Source organism: Maridesulfovibrio sp., from assembly GCF_963666665.1.
Taxonomy (GTDB): Bacteria; Desulfobacterota; Desulfovibrionia; order Desulfovibrionales; family Desulfovibrionaceae; genus Maridesulfovibrio.
Genome location: NZ_OY762999.1, coordinates 834,399 through 851,366, shown reverse-complemented (window position 1 = coordinate 851,366; position 16,968 = coordinate 834,399). Strand labels below are relative to the sequence as shown.

Sequence of the window (16,968 nt, the reverse complement as noted above, 5' to 3'; positions counted from 1 at the left end):
CCTCCATACATTAGAATCCTTCAGGATTCTGCCAACGGAATTTTAAATTCCTGCCATCCATTTTGCTCTGGAATTTCTCCACTCCCACATTTTTCAATGCGGTGGAAACACGCTTAAGCAGATTTTCTGCGCGCAAGGTAGACCAGTAGGTCACTTCCATATTCTGACCGTTCTGGCGCTTAACTTCCTTACGCACAAACCCGGGCACATCCTCAAGGGCCGTGCCGATATGAGAAAGTTCGGGAAAACCAATGAAAGTCAACGTGTAACGAAAGCCCTTGCCTCGATCCAGCTCGGATTCCATCTGCTCAAGCAACTCCCGGGCAATCCTTACCGAGGCCCAATAAGCCTCTGGCTCAGCTGCATCAACAGCCCTGTTGTAGACTTCAGCAGGCTTACCGGAAAGGCTCACATATTTTTCAATGGGTCTGCGCACTTCTGCGATCTTGAGCCCGTCAGAGATTCTAACACAGGTCAAATGCATGACAGGGTTAGCATCCCTAGGCAATTCTAGATCAACAGTGACTACGTAGTCAGCCTTGAGCTGCCTGTTGAATCTTGCGGCCTTTTTGAGATTCATTGAGCCTTCAATCTCACTGTACTTGGCTCGGGACATGGGCCAGTCGATCACCTCAAACTGAAATTTATTCCCGAAAGTACGTGAAACAGCATGCACAAGTTCATTCATTGACTGAGGAGGAACGGAATTGAATCCGGCCCCGGAACCGAAAATGAGCAACCTCGGCAGGCCGGACATTTTCTGCAGAATGGCAAGGGTGGTGTAGTCGGAATACATAAGCTTGCTATCAACAACGGCATCTACAGTAATACTGTAACCGTCATCAGTAGCCCCTTCCCTCAACACCTTGTAAGAAGAGATATACCCTTTAGAATGGCTGGCAATCTCGTCACGGACCAGCACCCCGGACTCAACAAGAGAGTCAGAGGCTACAGCCGTGCCGATCTGCATTTCAACAGCAGTGCGCAAAGCAGAATTAAGCGCCTGCTGACGGTCAACTCCATCACCGGTAGCCTCCACAGCTAACGCTGTGGAGGCAGCCAGCAATATTGCAAGCGAAATGGCAACCACTTGAGAGTACAGTTTTGCTAAGGACATACAGACCTCATCTTTTTGCGGCAGAAGAAACTACCATTCACTGTTACTCTGCTTTCTACGCTGCTTCACCCGATGCTGCTTAACGATCTTCACCTCATTACCGGAAATGTAAACACGTCCAGTCATGTTCAGCTTTCTGAGCATACGAACAACATTACGCTTCAAGTGAGCGGAATCAATGGAAGACTTGTACCACAATTCATGATGGGAAGAGGTATTCAGAGCGTTGGTCTTGGGTCTGTGGCTGTCGTATCCGGTGAAGATAGTAATGTAATCTTCAACATCGAGCATATCATCATCGCTGAAACCATCAAAAACAAGATTCCATTCGACGAGACGGCCACCGGAACCGATACCTGAACCACCTCCGGCACCGCTACCGGAAGCGCCGCCATCACCATCAGAATAGCTCTCGCCTTCAGGATGATACTGACCAAGGCGGTCTGCAAGTACTGCCCCTACGTCAGAACCGATAATTTTAGACAGCTTACCTACTGCCTCAAGAACGTCGTTGCGGCTGTATGGCTGGGGCACGAGCTGGTATTGCTGAGGTTCGGCCTCAAAGTTACCCATTCTGGAACCATCCCATACGGACAGAAGACGTCCCTCAACACGGGCAGTAACCCTGACGCTGTTCTGGTTGGTCTTAGCATTGGGGTAAATGCTGAAAATACAAAGAACATCGATACCGGCATCCTTGGCAATCTGGATAAGCTCGGCATCGTCGCGTCTGGTACGTCCCTGAACATGAGTCATATGGGTCAGGGCTGTTTCGTCTTTAACATCAAAGCCGAGATTTATCATCTCGTTGGAAATAGCATTAATTACACGTTTAAAAACTCTAGAGCTGCGGGGAACAGTATCCGGATCAACATCCTCTCCGACAATCATAACTCTCGGCAGATCAGTAGCCAAAGCCATGGAAGGTGCTACAAAAAAGCAGACTATGGCTATGAGAAGCAGTATTGGTTTCCTCATGTCACTCTCCTTGAAAATGTGTGGTTACATCATTTTGCCCGATTCCCGATGTTCGGACAGATTCTATAAAACAAATCCTCAATCATATCCCGGATTCGGGAATGGTTGTCCCAGCCTAAGTTAACATAACTATAATTAGTAATTATACTATATTACACAACTTATGCAACATAATTAAATTTTCCGTTCAAGTCGCACACACGCATAGATTTATTTTAAGAATATGCCTGAAATATTACAATAAACATTACCGAAAGTTATATCTATTATTTATCCTGATTCCGCCAGCATACTCGATCATGATGAACGTGTGCATATTGAAAAACACCCTACTTTATGTATACCACAGACAAACAATCTTTATCTACGTTTTTTATAATGAAACCATGAGTAGGTAAAAGCGAGGGGAAAAATAGATCCAAACACCCCACGCACCCATATCAAAAGGAATCTGAACCGGCAGACGCATATTAACACCTAAAATAAAGGTTTTTCCTGATGAAACCCAAAAAGACTAATACAGCGACTAAAACATGGGAAATGATGCAATGTTCCCGGGATGTGCTTGGCGCAACCTGCATGCAGAAAATTTTTTCAAGGGGCCAGAGCCAGATCAACCGCTACTGCTCATCACCACACCATGAAGACCACCAACGAAATCCGCTGGACAGGCTCCACCTGCTCTTCAGTAAACTTGAAGAAGAGGGAGAAAAGGAACTTGTTATCGCCGCACTGAACCACCTGTGCAGTTCAATCGGATACAGAGTAGAAGAACAGCAGAAAATCGTCCCCGACAAATTGACCGTTGAAGAAGAGTGCCTTGATGACTATCCGGAAAAAGTTGAATTGGACAGGCTGATTGCTATAAACGCCGCCCCGGAACTTGTCCGCAGGCAGGGTGAACATACCTGCCGGGAAATTATGGAAACAGTGACGAGTTACGAGAATCACCGTAAAAAGAATGCATAAGAAAAACCCCGTGCTGAATGAACTCAGGACGGGGTTAAATTTTTTAATGAAGTTCTTTTACTAGTTCTTCATGTTCACAAACTGGAAAGGCATATCGAGATCTGAATCCCTGACCAGAGCAATAACGGCCTGCAGGTCATCAAGTTTCTTGCCGGTAACACGCACCTGCTCATCCTGAATAGCAGCCTGAACCTTGAGTTTGCTGGCTTTGATCATTTTTACGATCTTTTTAGCAGTATCCTTATCGATCCCTTCCTTCAATTTAATTTCCTGCTTGAGCTGAGCGTTGGAAGTAGGCTCGACTTTACCGAAATCAAGAGATCTATGATCAACCTTACGTCTGGTGAAATGAGTGATCATCATGTCCTTAACGGCCTTGATTTTCATTTCATCGCCGGTAACAAGACTGATGGTATTTGTCTTTTTATTCAGAACAATTTCAGTATTCACCCCGCGGAAATCGTAACGGGTTTCAATTTCTTTAAGTACGTTGTTTACAGCGTTATCAACTTCCTGTGCGTCGATCTGGCTGACAATATCAAAAGATGGCATTGTATATCCTCCATAATATAATTATCTGTTTGAAGTCGCCCGTAATCTAACAATCGGCGAGACATAGTCAAGTCCTACACCCCGCATAGTTCAAGATTTCAGGGCTTCACCTACGGATGTGTATATATCAAAAATGGTGTTAAGCTTAGTAAGCTTGAATATCTGTTCTACCTTAGGATGCAATCCGGCAATCAAAAGGCGTCCGCCTTTAGGCATATAATTCATAATGGGAATCAATCCGGCAAGGCCGCATGAATCCATAAAGAGCACAGTAGAAAGATCAAGCACAAAGTTACTGTCTCCTTCATTCACTAAAGAAGACACATGCTCCTGCAACTCTGAAGAATTAGCTGCATCAACCCTGCTTTCACCTATACGCAGAATGACAAAGTCCCCGACCCTTTCATGAGACAAAATCATAATCTGCTCCTCGACAATTTATGGAATTACCCTACATTCCATTGCTGCATAAAAGAACTGTCAATTCATAGCATTACAATGTATCAAAGCACTATCTAATAATTTTTATCACCCCAAGCAAGAGAGGGCAACAGCTATGTATATACTGAATTTAAGCTACATTAAGCCTTTAGAAAACATTGATGCATTACTGGAAGAACACATCAAATTCCTTGAAAAATATTACAAAAAAGGACTTTTCATAGCTTCAGGGCGTAAAGTTCCGCGCACCGGGGGAATAATTCTCACTAAAAATATTGGGCTTGAACAACTGGAAAAAGCCATCAACGAAGATCCGTTCAAACGGGAAGGGGTTGCCGAATACGAAATCATTCAATTTATCCCCACCATGATGGCAGATGGTTATGAAATTTTAAAAGAAACTCTTTGATATAAAAAAGGGCCGGAACTAACTATGCCCGGCCCTGCAAATATCCAAAAAAGCTCTAAATCAATCTGCAAGCACTACTTCGGCAACCAGCAGATCACTATCATTTAAACGATTGTGCTTGTCATTCCACTCATCCATGAACCGCAAACAATCTTCACCGGTTATCGGCCTGCTGAAGTAATAGCCCTGAAAACAGGTTCCACCGAGCTTCCTCAAACTTCTTAATTGCTCTGCATTTTCAACGCCTTCAACAACAACCTTCATTTCAATATTTCGGCAAAGTTCAAGTATGCTCGCGACGATATGCCTGTTCACATCGTTTAAAGAACCGAATGTAAGAGATCGGTCAATCTTAACCTTATCAATGGGCAGTTCCCGCAGATAACGCAAGGAAGTATGCCCCATTCCAAAATCATCAATTGAAATACGAATTCCTAACTCGCGCAGCCGGTTAAGATTTTGAAGTTCCTTCCCACTGGTTGACATGGCAACGGATTCTGTAATTTCTATCTCAAGACAATACGGCGGAACTCCGGCAGACCTCAAACAACCAAGGACTTCAGCTTCAAGTTCATTCGCCCGGAATAATGATGGAGGGAAATTAACAGAAACAAAAAGATGGTATCCGAACCTTTCCTGCCAGACCGCCAGTTGATTGCACGATTCCCTGAGAACAAAATAACTCAACTCATCAATACAATTCATATCCTCAGCCAAGGCAACCACCACTTCCGGGGAAATATGACCATATGCCGGATGATTCCAACGAATTAGTGCCTCAACTCCCAAAATTTCTCCGGCATCGTCATCTATCTGCGGCTGAAAAACCATATACAACTGTTCTTCAGTCCTAAGAGCGCGGACAAGATCAGAAGCTAACGATCTGGCCACAAAGCCTTCAAATCCCGGCAAACCAACACATTTAAATCCTATTGAAGCATCTTCTCCCCGGGCGGCAACAATGATTTCATTCATTCCCCGGTCATACTGTTTTTTCATCACCCGGTCGGAGATCAACACAAAAGGCATATACAGTCCTACACCGACTCCCAGAATAAATACCTGCAGCCAAACCCCGGCCCATGTTCCTGTCGACAGATAACCATTCAAAAATACCGGCGTCGTCCAATGAACAGCATGAACAATATAAGGCACAAGACCTAGAGCTGTTGCTGCATAGGCAAGACAGTAAGCGATTGAAGGAATAAGAAGAAAAGGAATTGCATAAACCGGATTAAGAACCAAAGGGATACCGAATAACAAAGGTTCATTAACATTAAACAGGCAAACCAAAAGAGCCAGCTGTGAAATTCTTTTGGTCCCTGAATCCCGCCCTTTCAGAAAAATAGCTATCAACAGACTCATGGTCAGCCCCGAACCGCCGATCATCGTAAAGTTATCCAAGAATCCTTTAGTAAGAATATGTGTGGGTGCCATCCCGGATTGAATATTTATGATATTTGCAGCCAGATTGTCTGCTAAAACAGTACTATCAAAAAAAGAAAGGGAATTCGGGCCATGTGCTCCGAAAAACCAAAGCAACTGCGATGTTATCGTATAAAAAAGCCCATTTAAAAAATCAGAATCGCTAAGGCTTACAACAACAAGCACTGCTTTACGATACAATTCACTTAAACTACTATAGCCACTAAACAAAATAATCTGCTTTAACAGCACAAAAACAAGAATAACTGCAACACAAGCAGGAATCAGAGAAAGTATTTCCCTTGAAAAAATATCATACCCAGACCCGGAGACTTCAAGCCTGAATCGAAACTGAATAAATTTATGTAGAAGATAACAGGAGAAGGAAGAAACGAAAAATGCCTGAGCAATCCCCTTACCCAATGAAGCAATATCAGCAAAGGATTTGAAATCAATATCACCGTGCAATACAAAAAAACATGACAGCGATATAACTATAAATAGATTAGGACTTACATATTCACCTGAATATTCTTTGTTATGAATCAGCCCGAAATTGTAGCTCATGCTACACAGCAAAACGAGAGCAGCAACTCCGTATGTGCCGCTTACAACATCCTGCAAAAGCTTTGTAAATGTAGCGGAAAAAATTCCGGAATCCTTCAAAAAAGGAAAATTAAGTAAACAAAGAAAAACAGCCCCAACAACGATAAGCGGGAAAACCTGCAACTGACTCCGCTGCAGCACCCGAAAGAAAACCCGTGACCCTATCCAATCCAGCCGCCGACCTAGAGTAGATATAACCAAACTGTCGGCATCAACTAACCAACTTAATTTATTCATCAAGTATTCTGCCATGAACTGCTATGTATAATTTAAACTCTCTCCTCACTCCATTATGAATTCATAGACACAATTAAGAGCAAAATCAACTTCAACCAAACATGAATACCCACTTACTCAATTTTTCCTATTAAAAACTCCCCCAGTTTCTTATCAGTATCGCTAATATGTGTAACCAGCCAATCACTCAAATAATTCAAGATATCCATAGTTAAGACGCAAGTTCCGTCAACACATCCACTCTCAACTTCCTTGACCTTATTAATAAATTCTTGATGCTTGAGCTTATGGGCTGGAGCTTCAGGATATTCAAATTCGTCCATATATTTTTCTTCAGTGCCAAAATGATCTACTGAATACCTGCGCATACCCTCAATAACCTCTATCACGTGAGGCTGATCACTTTCCCCGGAGATAAGCAGGTCATAAACATGATTTACCATGGACACCAACCCCTTATGCTGCTCATCAATCTCAATAACACCGACCGATAGAGAATCACTCCACTTCAACATTGACATATAGCACCTCCAAAACTATTTTTCCTTGCGTAAATAAGGTGTTGCATCTTCTACATCACATTGTTCGGGTGATAGGAACTTTTCAGCATATTCCATAAAGACATTTTTACGTAAAAAGACTTCCATAACATCTCCATCAATATGCTGATCATTTCGCATAAAGGTCATTATCTTTAGTGCCTCAGACAGCTTCTTTGCTTTCTTGTAAGGTCTGTCGGATGCTGTTAGCGCTTCGAAGATGTCAGCTATCGCCAATATCCTTGTCTCAACAGACAGGCTGCCTATATCCTTCTTCAAAGGATAACCGGTTCCGATCAACGTTTCATGATGCCCGGTGGCAATCTCAGTAACCCTCTTAAGATGCTTCGGGAACGGAATCTGTGAAAGCATATCAAGCCCGCTAAGCATATGTGCGTTAATCTTGAACCGTTCTTCGTCGGTAAGAGTTCCCCGCGAAATCATCAGATTATACAACTCCCCACGGTTGTATTCATTTTCAGGAATATCAAGCGGATTGCCCAACGCATCCTTGAAATGGTCATATTGGTTTGTTCTGAGAATGATATGCTCAGGATTATCCATAAGCAGTTTCTCCCATACAGGAAGTTCAGTGACAGAGTCCCCCATACGCTCAAGCTCGAAATGCCCAACCCCTAACCGCTTATCGAAATAGCGTAACCACTTCCGTTCACCGATTTCGGCCAAACGTTCCTTACGCTCATCTGACATAAATTCACCGCCGATATTACACTCGGCCAGAAAGGCAAAATCATCTTCCAATTGTTGAATCTCAACATCCAACTCTTCTTTCAACTCATCCTGATTACCACCATTGGCAAGCTTGCGGTAATATTCAATTTCAGCATCACGCCGCAAAACCTCAAATCTCATCCGCACTTCATGAATTCGGTCGTAAATAGTCTCTAATTTTGTTGCCTTATCAACCACATATTCCGGTGTGGTCACTTTACCGCAATCATGCAACCAACCGGCAACCCACAACTCCCGCCACTCTTCGTCTGTCTCCACACGAAAATTCTTCAACGGCCCTGAATCCATATCATGTACCGCCTTGGTCAACATCTCCGCCAGAACCGGAACTCGTGTACAATGCCCGCCTGTATAAGGAGACTTGGCATCAATAGAAGCAGCAATGACCTTGATAAATGCATCAAACAATTCTTCCAGTGAATTAACAAGCTTGCTATTATCCAATGCAATTGCAGCCTGGGCAATAAGCGACCCCAGCAAATCTTCCAGACCGTCTTCGAAAAGATCGCAGTCCCTGGAATTAAACAACTGTATAACACCTAGTATTTCATCACTTCTCGTAATGACCGGAACGGTTATCATTGAATGAATATGTCCACGCTCCGGTTCGTGATCCAACCCGGTAGGAAACAATGATAGTTCTACACCTTTTACATTGAGAATCTCGCGTTTGTTGTAGGCTTCACAGGCATACCACAACACTGAATCCTTGCTTACAAAATCAATAATTTCCGGGATTACCATTACTCTGGATACCGGATTTTCCGAAAGTCCACCAAGAACAAAACTTAATGAATCAAGCGAGAGCAGCTCAACTGCCAGCTTATTCCCTTCCATCAAATACATTACTCCACCATCCGCCTCCGCAAGATCACGAGCTGAGTCAAAAATTAATGAGACAAGTTTTTCCAGCTCCTTTTCCGAAGAGAGAGCGAGACCGCAGGAAACAAGTTTTTCCAGCTTTTCCTGTGTAGCTATGAGGTTGGCAGTTTTATCACGGATGGTTTCCTTCATAAGAAGGCCGGCCTTACCCAGAGTATCAAGTTCTTTTATCTGTGAATTAATGGGAGGGGATTCGGAAAAATCAAAATTCTGCACTTTCTTAGCTTCACGCAATAAAACTTCCATGACTCTGGTTCCCCTGCGGGCAATATATACTGAAGCAAAAGACAGCACCAAAAGAAGAATTGCAGAACTATATATGATTCTAGTCGACATTCTGGAGATATGCCCTGTCACATCACTTACCGGTGCAGCTGCCGCAACAACCAATTGCAAGCCGCTATTCCCGTATATCGGAGTAAGGCTTGCCATATAATCCTGACCGTCTGCACCCTCAAAAAATGTACAACATGTTCTGCCTTCTTCTGGGATAGAGATATGGCGGGCCACGCACCGGACAGTATTATCAGGAAATGAAACCGCCATGGGGAGCTGTAAATTGCTCCCGGCCACGGCCCAGTTTTTATTGGGATATGCAACCATGCGATTATCATCATCCATAATCCAAAGCAGGCCATGGTTGCTGACATGCTGTTTTGCAAGCATACTGCCCAGTTGGTTAAGGGAAATATCCAACCCAAAAACTCCCGTGCCATCCCCAAGGGTTCTTGCACAGGTAATCCCCGGCATTCCGGAACTGCTGAAAACATAAGGTGATGTAAAAACCGTTCCACATGAAAATAGAGCCTGCCTATACCATGGCCGTTTTCGGGGATCATATGAAGAGGTATCAAAACGTTCGCCAAGCAGGTGTTGAGAAGAATCGAAATACCGCCAACGCTGCTCCCCCCCTTCACTTTCATTCACGCTAAGCAGTCGTTCTATATATGCACATCCTTCCGGGGCCTTATACTTTGAGAGAATCTTCTCGGTCCCGCGTGGAGCAATAACCTGATAAAATGCACCGTTATCATAGCCGATATATGCAGACATCAATTGGTTGTTTGAGTCGAGCATAATCTTCAAAGCCTTAAACTTATTGTTAAACGACGCCTCTCCCATACTGGACACGTTCCCGCCAAGGGTTGCCCCGCCCACATTAGCGAGAACAACAACAGGTTCAATATATGCATCTAGTTTTGCGGCAGTCTTATCAGTTATTTCCTCAAAATATTCCTCAGCCGACTCGATCGCGGCCTGATCAGACTGACTCTTAACTATAATTATAATTGTCCCAGTGGTTAAAAGACATGTTCCAACAAGCAGACAACAAATAATAAATGCAATCGACCATTTCCGCTCCATATCCTCTCCCTTTCTTCTCCATGCAGAACACATCACAGAACAAATCTTCCACCCTCAAAGGGTTAACACTATAACAAATATAAAACAACGAGGGTAAAATAAAAAAACCGTGCGTATTTTTATAACGCACGGTTAATCTGTAATCAGCAATTATGTAAATTTATTCTACTTCAATGAATTAATTCTGTTTGTTAATTTTCTGAATTCAGTCTTCATTTCAATATTCTGAAAAACAACCAGATCAGGAGTTTGCAGCTCTGAAATGCGATCCAGCATGGCATTGGCATCCTTCATCAAGGCAATCAAACTGTGCGCACCTTGAACAGTCTCAAAGGTGTTGAGGGCCACCTCATATTCATGGGAAATACCGGATTTTGCGTCCGCAACACGTTTTTTATTCTTACTTAGATAGTCAGCATACATCTTAGCTGTTCTAACAGTCAGCCCTTGAGCTGCCAGGTTCGTCTTGTATATGCTCCGGTACTTTGCAGGCTCACTGTTTATCTTCTCTACAGTTCTCTGAATCAACTCTTCCTGTTTCTTTATTATCTCGGCGATACGGACCAGATACACATCATCTATTCTCTGCTCATAGTTATCATAAAGGTTAAGCAGAATACGCAGCAACAAGGTATGCATGCCATAATACCGCTTGGCCATTTCAATATTTTCATTTGCTTCAGCTGTGAGCCTCTGCAATTCCGAAGTAATCAACTTAACATTATTAAATACTGAAATGAGACGCACATCATCATCCCCGGTAACACTGTAAACAAGAGTTTCCACCTGTTCACGGTCAACCTTCATCCCGAATTCCTGCATCTCGCTAAGCAACTGATCAATCAAGCCTTCAATACGCTTATCGTTTTCTTCCTCTTGGATTTCAAGGTCTCTGATTTCCGAATCAATGGAATCGGCATCCTTTTTCCAGACTTCCCATTTTTTAACCTTCTTAGGTGCGGCAATCCGCTCAGTTTTAAGTTCAGCCGCCCGCTCACGGCAAGACCTTGAGTCATCCTGCAATTTCCTAATGGCAGTCTTGGATTCCGACATTCCTGAAATCCCTAAAATCTCGATACATTCATCCAGCAAATCATTAATTTTATTATCTACACTACCCTTGTCTGTTTCCAATGGGTTCCAAGAGGAATCAGGCACATTAGCCCGCAAATCAAGCCCTGAAACAGCCTCAGAGAGCAGAGGGTGAACCTCTCCCCATACATCTTCAAGAGAAGATGCCGAAGCATAATTCACGCAACAAAATACAATCACAACCAAGTAACAAAGAACTCTCACCAGTCTCCACCTCTAAATACAAATACTGAATAGTTTGAGACATAAACATAACACCTTACAAACGCAGGTGTCATGCATTAAATGCAAAACTAAAATGCTTCACTGCAAGACTCTAAAACTGCAACTTTACCTTTTCATTTCAATAAAATGTGAATTTTTTCCCATTTATAAACCGAAAATCATATAATACTATAATTTAGCCCTTCACTTCTGGACATATACTCAGCAGAGGCATATAAAACCCGCCGAAGGATAGTGGAATTACATCCACCTCTACATACTGATATCTGCGACACAGCCCCGGACCACCACCAGAACACAGGCCCTTCGGCAGTGCCCTACCTCCGGCTTCAAGCTATACGCAATTCCCGCGAACCATATCAACCACACCACAAATACGGGATATGCCGGAATTCAAACTTCAGTATTCATTGTTTTTACAGATCTAAGCGAATGGAGAGAAGCTATGACCCAATCATTGGCAAAGACTTTTGTGAACACCTTTCTGGGCCACGCCCCGATGTGGTACAAACTGGCTATTCTGGCCTTCCTGATCATCAACCCCATAATTATGGCCACCGTAGGACCTTTCGTAGCAGGCTGGGTTCTTATTGCGGAATTTATTTTCACCCTGACCATGGCTCTTAAATGCTACCCCCTTCCGGCAGGCGGACTGCTGGCAATGGAAGCAGTTCTCATCGGTCTGACCACCCCTGAAACCATCTATCAAGAAGCTCATCACAACTTTGAAGTAATTCTGCTGCTGATCTTCATGGTCGCTGGTATCTATTTTATGAAGGACTTCCTGCAGTTCACCTTTACCCGCATTCTGGTCAACGTTCGTTCTAAAAAGCTGATATCCCTACTCTTCTGCTTTGCCGGAGCATTCCTTTCCGCATTCCTTGACGCGCTGACCGTTACAGCTGTCATCATGGCTGTAGCTCTTGGATTCTACAGTGTTTACCACAAGTACGTTTCCAGCGGCGCAGACAAAGGCTCTCACAGCCTTGATTCCGACCTGCACCTCAAGGAAAAGAACCGTGAAGAACTTAAAGAATTCCGTGGTTTCCTGCGCAACCTGATGATGCACGGCGCTGTGGGTACCGCTCTCGGCGGCGTATGCACCCTCGTTGGTGAGCCCCAGAACCTGCTCATCGGGCACGAAATGGGCTGGCACTTCATCCCATTTGCAGTAAACGTAGCCCCCGTAACCATGCCGGTATTTGCAATCGGCATGCTGACCTGTCTCTTGGTCGAACAGTTCAAAATCTTCGGTTACGGTTTCACCCTCCCCGGCAACATTCGTTCCTTCCTCTTTGAAGAAGCAATGCGTCAGGAAAAACAGCAAGGGCAGGCAGGCAAGCTTAAACTGATCATTCAGGCCATCATCGGTGTCTGGTTGATTCTTGCGCTGGCATTCCACCTTGCCGCTGTCGGTATTGTCGGACTTTCCATTATCGTACTGCTTACCGCCTTCACCGGTGTCATTGAAGAAGGCCGCATCGGACCCGCATTTGAAGAGGCCCTGCCTTTCACAGCCCTGCTGGTTGTATTCTTTGCGGTAGTTGCTGTTATCCACTCTCAGGAGCTCTTCAAACCGATTATCTCGTACGTGCTTAGCATGCAGGGTCAGGCCCAGCTTATGGCCTACTACGCCGCAAACGGGCTACTCTCAGCAATCTCCGACAACGTATTCGTTGCCACTGTCTACATCTCCGAAACCAAGATGCATTTCGTACATGTACTTGATGCCATCCCCGGCATCGGTATGACCGGACAGGAATTGATGACTAAACTGACCGATCCCCACGCCGTACGTGCTGATATCATCGCATCACTGCCTCAGGCTGCAGGAGCACAGGTTCAGGCAGCCATGCACCAGTTCGACAAACTTGCTGTAGCAATCAACACCGGAACCAACATTCCTTCCGTTGCCACACCTAACGGACAGGCCGCATTCCTCTTCCTGCTGACCAGCGCACTGGCACCGGTCATCAGGCTTTCCTACGGCAGAATGGTTCTGCTGGCACTGCCCTACACCATCACCATGTCCATCACCGGACTGCTGGCTGTAGACTGGTTCCTGTAGACCATACTCATAAATAGCCTTAAAAAGCGGGTAACCTGAATCATCGGGTTACCCGCTTTTCTTTTGTCCATCTCTGGACATCAAAAAATAAAAAAACTAACCTCTACATGAAAATCGAAATCAACTACTATTTTCAGACACACTGGAGACTGCTTATGGACACAACTCTTGAAATCATCGGATACTTAAGATCAGACATAAAAACACGCGATAATGCCCCTAAGCAGGGCAGCGAGGGCGGAATTGAAGCTATAGTTGAAATAAATGAAAAGTACAAGGATGCACTGGAAGGATTAAAAACAGGAGATGAGATATTGCTTTTCTCCTGGCTCCACAAAGCAGACAGGAGTTATCAAAAGGTTCATCCGCGTGGCGATGAATCACGTCCAAAACGGGGCGTATTCTCAACCCGTTCCCCGGACCGGCCTAATCCTATCGGCCTGCATCCGGTGACCATCACCGCCATTGACGGCTGCAAAATAAAAGTCCGCCCTATGGAAGCCATAGACGGAACACCGCTGGTTGACATAAAAAACGCCCAACGCAAAAAATAGGACATACCACCATACCGGTAGCCACTAAATTAATAGCACCCACCATCCAGGTAGCCATTAAATTCATCAATATGAATTTAATATAAAATAAATCTAATTTATTTTAATGAGGACCACCATCCCACGGGGTCGGTTACAGAAAGACCGACCCCGCATGGGGTATTCCATCGATACAGGTATCGTGAAATCTCGGGTAGTTACTACCGGGGACGGTAAGTAATTCTGCCGCGAGTGAGATCGTAAGGAGAGAGCTCAACTGTAACTTTATCACCGGGCATAACTCTGATGCGGAATTTACGCATTTTGCCGGAGATGTGAGCCAGAACCTCATGACCGTTTTCAAGCTCTACGCGAAACATAGCGTTGGGGAGAGCTTCTTCAACAATACCATTAACTGCAATGCCTTCTTCTTTAGCCAAAACTTTTCCTCTTATTACTATTAGTTATCATAAAAAAAGCCCGCATACGCAACTGCGACAGCGGGCTTATTTTTCGATTTTCCCGGATAGGGGAATATCAAGACTGTCTTTAGGTACAAAATGGTTTCAGTGAGAATTACGTATTCTCACCAGCCCAAACGGGCTTTATACCAATTCGCAACAAATTACCAGCGTCTGGGACGTGGTTCGCGGGGACGAGCTTCGTTTACTTTCAGATTACGTCCGCCGAAGTCAGCACCATCGAGATTTTCAATAGCCTGAGTAGCGCCTTCATCTTCCATTTCAACAAAACCGAATCCGCGGGGGCGGCCAGTTTCACGGTCATTGATGAGTTTAACGGAAATTACTTCACCAAACTCTTCAAAAGCTGCCCTTACATCTTCCTCGGAAGAATTCCAAGGCAGATTACCCACGTAAATGTTCTTCGACATCTCAAAAAACTCCATAAAACGTTAAGACTTAAAACAACCCAGACAGCCGGTTCGAATCGAAATTCGTCACCACACTTTGCTACAGGCCAGAATTACGCCCCTAGCCCATAAACCATTCAACTAAATACCCATACAGACAATCTACGATATTCGGCTGAAATCCGGTATCCTATGTAGCCCCATACCTCAGTAAGGATAAAAGAGCAATAGGCCTGCGCAAAAAAGGTTATATAAGTTATACTTTTTTTACGCAGGCCTTAAATTATCAAAAAGAGCGACTACTTACTTCTTAAGCCAGCTCATCATTTTACGGAGTTCGCCACCAACCTGCTCGATCTGGTGCTCTTTACCGATGCGGCGCATAGCAGAGAAGTGAGCCTTGCCGGTCATATTCTCAGCGATGAATTCACGAGCAAATTCACCCTGCTGGATTTCCTTGAGGATCTTCTTCATTTCCTTACGGCTTTCAGCGTTGATAACGCGAGGACCGCGAGTCAGGTCACCGTACTCAGCAGTATCGGAAATGGAATCACGCATCTTGGCGAGACCGCCTTCGTAGATGAGGTCGATGATCAGCTTGCACTCGTGCAGGCATTCGAAATATGCTATTTCAGGCTTGTAACCGGCTTCTACGAGGGTTTCAAAACCGGCTTTGATCAGCTCGGAGAGACCGCCGCAGAGAACAGCCTGTTCACCGAAAAGGTCAGTTTCGGTTTCTTCACGGAAAGTGGTCTGCAGTACGCCGGAACGGGTTGCGCCGATACCTTTTGCGTAAGCAAGAGCGATATCAAAAGCTTTGCCGGAAGCATCCTGATCAACAGCGATAATAGCAGGAACAGCTCCGCCTTCAGTGTATGTGCGGCGTACGAGGTGACCGGGTCCTTTGGGAGCAGCCATGATAACGTCAACATCAGCAGGGGGAGTAATCTGTTCGAAATGAATGTTGAAACCGTGACCGAAAGCAAGGATGTTGCCGGGCTTCAGGTTGGGGGCGATGTCATTCTTGTAGACTTCAGCCTGAACCTGGTCGGGCAAAAGGATCATGATCAGATCGGCCTGTGCAGCAGCTTCAGCAGCGCTGACAGGTTCAAAACCGTGTTCCTTGGCAAGATCGTAGTTGGCGCCGCCGGGACGCTGACCTACAACAACTTTAACACCGGAATCACGAAGGTTCTGTGCGTGGGCGTGACCCTGACTACCGTAACCGATGATGGCAACTGTCTTATCTTTGAGCAGATTCAGATCAGCGTCATTTTCATAATAAACTTTCATTGCTTTCTCCTGATTTTTCTCTTTAATTCGGACACGAAACTCGCGAATAGCTTCCCGGCGGCTCGCCTTGAAAAAAAGCCAGCCGGAGGGCACTCCTGTGCCGAAATGTTGATGAAATTTTTTTACCTAAACTTGCAGGGCACGCTTCATAGCGACGGTGCCTGTACGGGCGATTTCCTTGATACCGAAACGAACGAGCATATTAATCAACGCTTCAATCTTGCCGTGGTCACCGGTAACTTCTATGGACAGCTCGTCCGGACTCACGTCTACCACTTTGCAACGGAAGATATCCACAATACGCAGAATCTCAGCTCGCTTGTTGTCTTCGGCATTAACCTTAAGGATGACCATCTCACGTTCAACAGCCTTGTGTTCCATCATATCCACAACCTTGATAACCGTAACCAGCTTACGCAGCTGTTTAACAATCTGTTCAACGATGTGTTCATCGCCGATGGTTGTGATGGTCATGTGGGAAACTCCCTCCTCTAGGGTGGGAGCAACGTTGAGGGATTCAATGTTGAATCCTCGCCCGCTGAACAGTCCTGCAACTCTGGAAAGAACCCCGGGCTCGTTTTCAACTGTCACGGATAAAGTATGTCTCATTACT

The 16,968-nt window shown here is 44.8% G+C and carries 16 protein-coding genes; 4 read left to right on the top strand and 12 right to left on the bottom strand.

The window, feature by feature from the left end; all coding sequences use genetic code 11:
* Positions 1 to 10 precede the first annotated feature (10 nt).
* Positions 11 to 1,117, bottom strand: a complete 1,107-nt coding sequence (locus tag ACKU40_RS03835; RefSeq protein ID WP_320175205.1) for a hypothetical protein — start codon at positions 1,115 to 1,117, stop codon at positions 11 to 13.
* Between the two features lie 30 nt (positions 1,118 to 1,147).
* Entirely contained in the window at positions 1,148 to 2,095 is a 948-nt protein-coding gene (locus ACKU40_RS03830; protein WP_320175204.1) for a hypothetical protein, read from the bottom strand.
* 498 nt (positions 2,096 to 2,593) lie between these two features.
* Here ACKU40_RS03830 and ACKU40_RS03825 point away from each other — a divergent pair, with 498 nt between their 5' ends.
* Positions 2,594 to 3,064: a hypothetical protein gene (locus ACKU40_RS03825; RefSeq protein ID WP_320175203.1), complete on the top strand. Its 471-nt coding sequence runs from the start codon at positions 2,594 to 2,596 to the stop codon at positions 3,062 to 3,064.
* Between the two features lie 60 nt (positions 3,065 to 3,124).
* On the opposite strand, the gene ACKU40_RS03820 is transcribed toward ACKU40_RS03825, so the two are convergent.
* On the bottom strand, positions 3,125 to 3,616 hold the full coding sequence (locus tag ACKU40_RS03820) for a YajQ family cyclic di-GMP-binding protein (RefSeq protein ID WP_320175202.1): 492 nt from the start codon (positions 3,614 to 3,616) through the stop codon (positions 3,125 to 3,127).
* Positions 3,617 to 3,706: 90 nt separating this feature from the next.
* Positions 3,707 to 4,036: an STAS domain-containing protein gene (locus ACKU40_RS03815; RefSeq protein ID WP_320175201.1), complete on the bottom strand. Its 330-nt coding sequence runs from the start codon at positions 4,034 to 4,036 to the stop codon at positions 3,707 to 3,709.
* 136 nt (positions 4,037 to 4,172) lie between these two features.
* On the opposite strand from ACKU40_RS03815, the gene ACKU40_RS03810 reads away from it, so the two are divergent.
* Complete coding sequence (locus ACKU40_RS03810; protein WP_320175200.1) at positions 4,173 to 4,466, top strand: YciI family protein; 294 nt, start codon at positions 4,173 to 4,175, stop codon at positions 4,464 to 4,466.
* A gap of 60 nt (positions 4,467 to 4,526) precedes the next feature.
* On the opposite strand, the gene ACKU40_RS03805 is transcribed toward ACKU40_RS03810, so the two are convergent.
* From ACKU40_RS03805 to ACKU40_RS03790, 4 genes are all read right to left on the bottom strand, one after another.
* A complete protein-coding gene (locus ACKU40_RS03805) occupies positions 4,527 to 6,734 on the bottom strand; it encodes an EAL domain-containing protein (protein ID WP_320175199.1) in 2,208 nt (735 codons plus the stop codon).
* Positions 6,735 to 6,847: 113 nt separating this feature from the next.
* Positions 6,848 to 7,255, bottom strand: coding sequence for a bacteriohemerythrin (locus ACKU40_RS03800; RefSeq protein WP_320175198.1), 408 nt, complete (start codon positions 7,253 to 7,255; stop codon positions 6,848 to 6,850).
* Positions 7,256 to 7,270: 15 nt separating this feature from the next.
* The gene (locus tag ACKU40_RS03795; RefSeq protein ID WP_320175197.1) at positions 7,271 to 10,273 is read right to left on the bottom strand and encodes an HD domain-containing phosphohydrolase; all 3,003 of its coding nucleotides are present in this window, start codon (positions 10,271 to 10,273) and stop codon (positions 7,271 to 7,273) included.
* Positions 10,274 to 10,438: 165 nt separating this feature from the next.
* Positions 10,439 to 11,569, bottom strand: a complete 1,131-nt coding sequence (locus ACKU40_RS03790) for a hypothetical protein (RefSeq protein ID WP_320175196.1) — start codon at positions 11,567 to 11,569, stop codon at positions 10,439 to 10,441.
* A 466-nt stretch (positions 11,570 to 12,035) separates the two neighbouring features.
* On the opposite strand from ACKU40_RS03790, the gene nhaB reads away from it, so the two are divergent.
* Together nhaB and tsaA are read left to right on the top strand one after the other, a co-directional pair.
* The gene (nhaB, locus tag ACKU40_RS03785) at positions 12,036 to 13,658 is read left to right on the top strand and encodes a sodium/proton antiporter NhaB (RefSeq protein ID WP_320175195.1); all 1,623 of its coding nucleotides are present in this window, start codon (positions 12,036 to 12,038) and stop codon (positions 13,656 to 13,658) included.
* Positions 13,659 to 13,813: 155 nt separating this feature from the next.
* Positions 13,814 to 14,212: a tRNA (N6-threonylcarbamoyladenosine(37)-N6)-methyltransferase TrmO gene (gene tsaA, locus ACKU40_RS03780; RefSeq protein ID WP_320175194.1), complete on the top strand. Its 399-nt coding sequence runs from the start codon at positions 13,814 to 13,816 to the stop codon at positions 14,210 to 14,212.
* Between the two features lie 200 nt (positions 14,213 to 14,412).
* Here tsaA and infA read toward each other — a convergent pair whose 3' ends face one another.
* The 4 genes from infA to ilvN form a co-directional block, all read right to left on the bottom strand.
* Entirely contained in the window at positions 14,413 to 14,631 is a 219-nt protein-coding gene (gene infA, locus ACKU40_RS03775) for a translation initiation factor IF-1 (protein ID WP_015852266.1), read from the bottom strand.
* Between the two features lie 185 nt (positions 14,632 to 14,816).
* Positions 14,817 to 15,083: an RNA-binding protein gene (locus ACKU40_RS03770; protein WP_320175193.1), complete on the bottom strand. Its 267-nt coding sequence runs from the start codon at positions 15,081 to 15,083 to the stop codon at positions 14,817 to 14,819.
* A gap of 282 nt (positions 15,084 to 15,365) precedes the next feature.
* Positions 15,366 to 16,355 (bottom strand): ketol-acid reductoisomerase, encoded by a 990-nt coding sequence (ilvC, locus tag ACKU40_RS03765; protein ID WP_320175192.1) that lies wholly within the window; start codon positions 16,353 to 16,355, stop codon positions 15,366 to 15,368.
* Between the two features lie 126 nt (positions 16,356 to 16,481).
* Positions 16,482 to 16,964 (bottom strand): acetolactate synthase small subunit, encoded by a 483-nt coding sequence (ilvN, locus tag ACKU40_RS03760; RefSeq protein WP_320175191.1) that lies wholly within the window; start codon positions 16,962 to 16,964, stop codon positions 16,482 to 16,484.
* Between the last annotated feature and the right edge of the window lie 4 nt (positions 16,965 to 16,968).

Coding starts and splice junctions, on each gene's coding strand:
- ACKU40_RS03835 (WP_320175205.1), bottom strand. CDS start 1,117: ATGTCCTTAGCAAAACTGTACTCTCAAGTGGTTGCCATTTCGCTTGCA.
- ACKU40_RS03830 (WP_320175204.1), bottom strand. CDS start 2,095: ATGAGGAAACCAATACTGCTTCTCATAGCCATAGTCTGCTTTTTTGTA.
- ACKU40_RS03825 (WP_320175203.1), top strand. CDS start 2,594: ATGAAACCCAAAAAGACTAATACAGCGACTAAAACATGGGAAATGATG.
- ACKU40_RS03820 (WP_320175202.1), bottom strand. CDS start 3,616: ATGCCATCTTTTGATATTGTCAGCCAGATCGACGCACAGGAAGTTGAT.
- ACKU40_RS03815 (WP_320175201.1), bottom strand. CDS start 4,036: ATGATTTTGTCTCATGAAAGGGTCGGGGACTTTGTCATTCTGCGTATA.
- ACKU40_RS03810 (WP_320175200.1), top strand. CDS start 4,173: ATGTATATACTGAATTTAAGCTACATTAAGCCTTTAGAAAACATTGAT.
- ACKU40_RS03805 (WP_320175199.1), bottom strand. CDS start 6,734: ATGAATAAATTAAGTTGGTTAGTTGATGCCGACAGTTTGGTTATATCT.
- ACKU40_RS03800 (WP_320175198.1), bottom strand. CDS start 7,255: ATGTCAATGTTGAAGTGGAGTGATTCTCTATCGGTCGGTGTTATTGAG.
- ACKU40_RS03795 (WP_320175197.1), bottom strand. CDS start 10,273: ATGGAGCGGAAATGGTCGATTGCATTTATTATTTGTTGTCTGCTTGTT.
- nhaB (WP_320175195.1), top strand. CDS start 12,036: ATGACCCAATCATTGGCAAAGACTTTTGTGAACACCTTTCTGGGCCAC.
- tsaA (WP_320175194.1), top strand. CDS start 13,814: ATGGACACAACTCTTGAAATCATCGGATACTTAAGATCAGACATAAAA.
- ACKU40_RS03770 (WP_320175193.1), bottom strand. CDS start 15,083: ATGTCGAAGAACATTTACGTGGGTAATCTGCCTTGGAATTCTTCCGAG.
- ilvC (WP_320175192.1), bottom strand. CDS start 16,355: ATGAAAGTTTATTATGAAAATGACGCTGATCTGAATCTGCTCAAAGAT.
- ilvN (WP_320175191.1), bottom strand. CDS start 16,964: ATGAGACATACTTTATCCGTGACAGTTGAAAACGAGCCCGGGGTTCTT.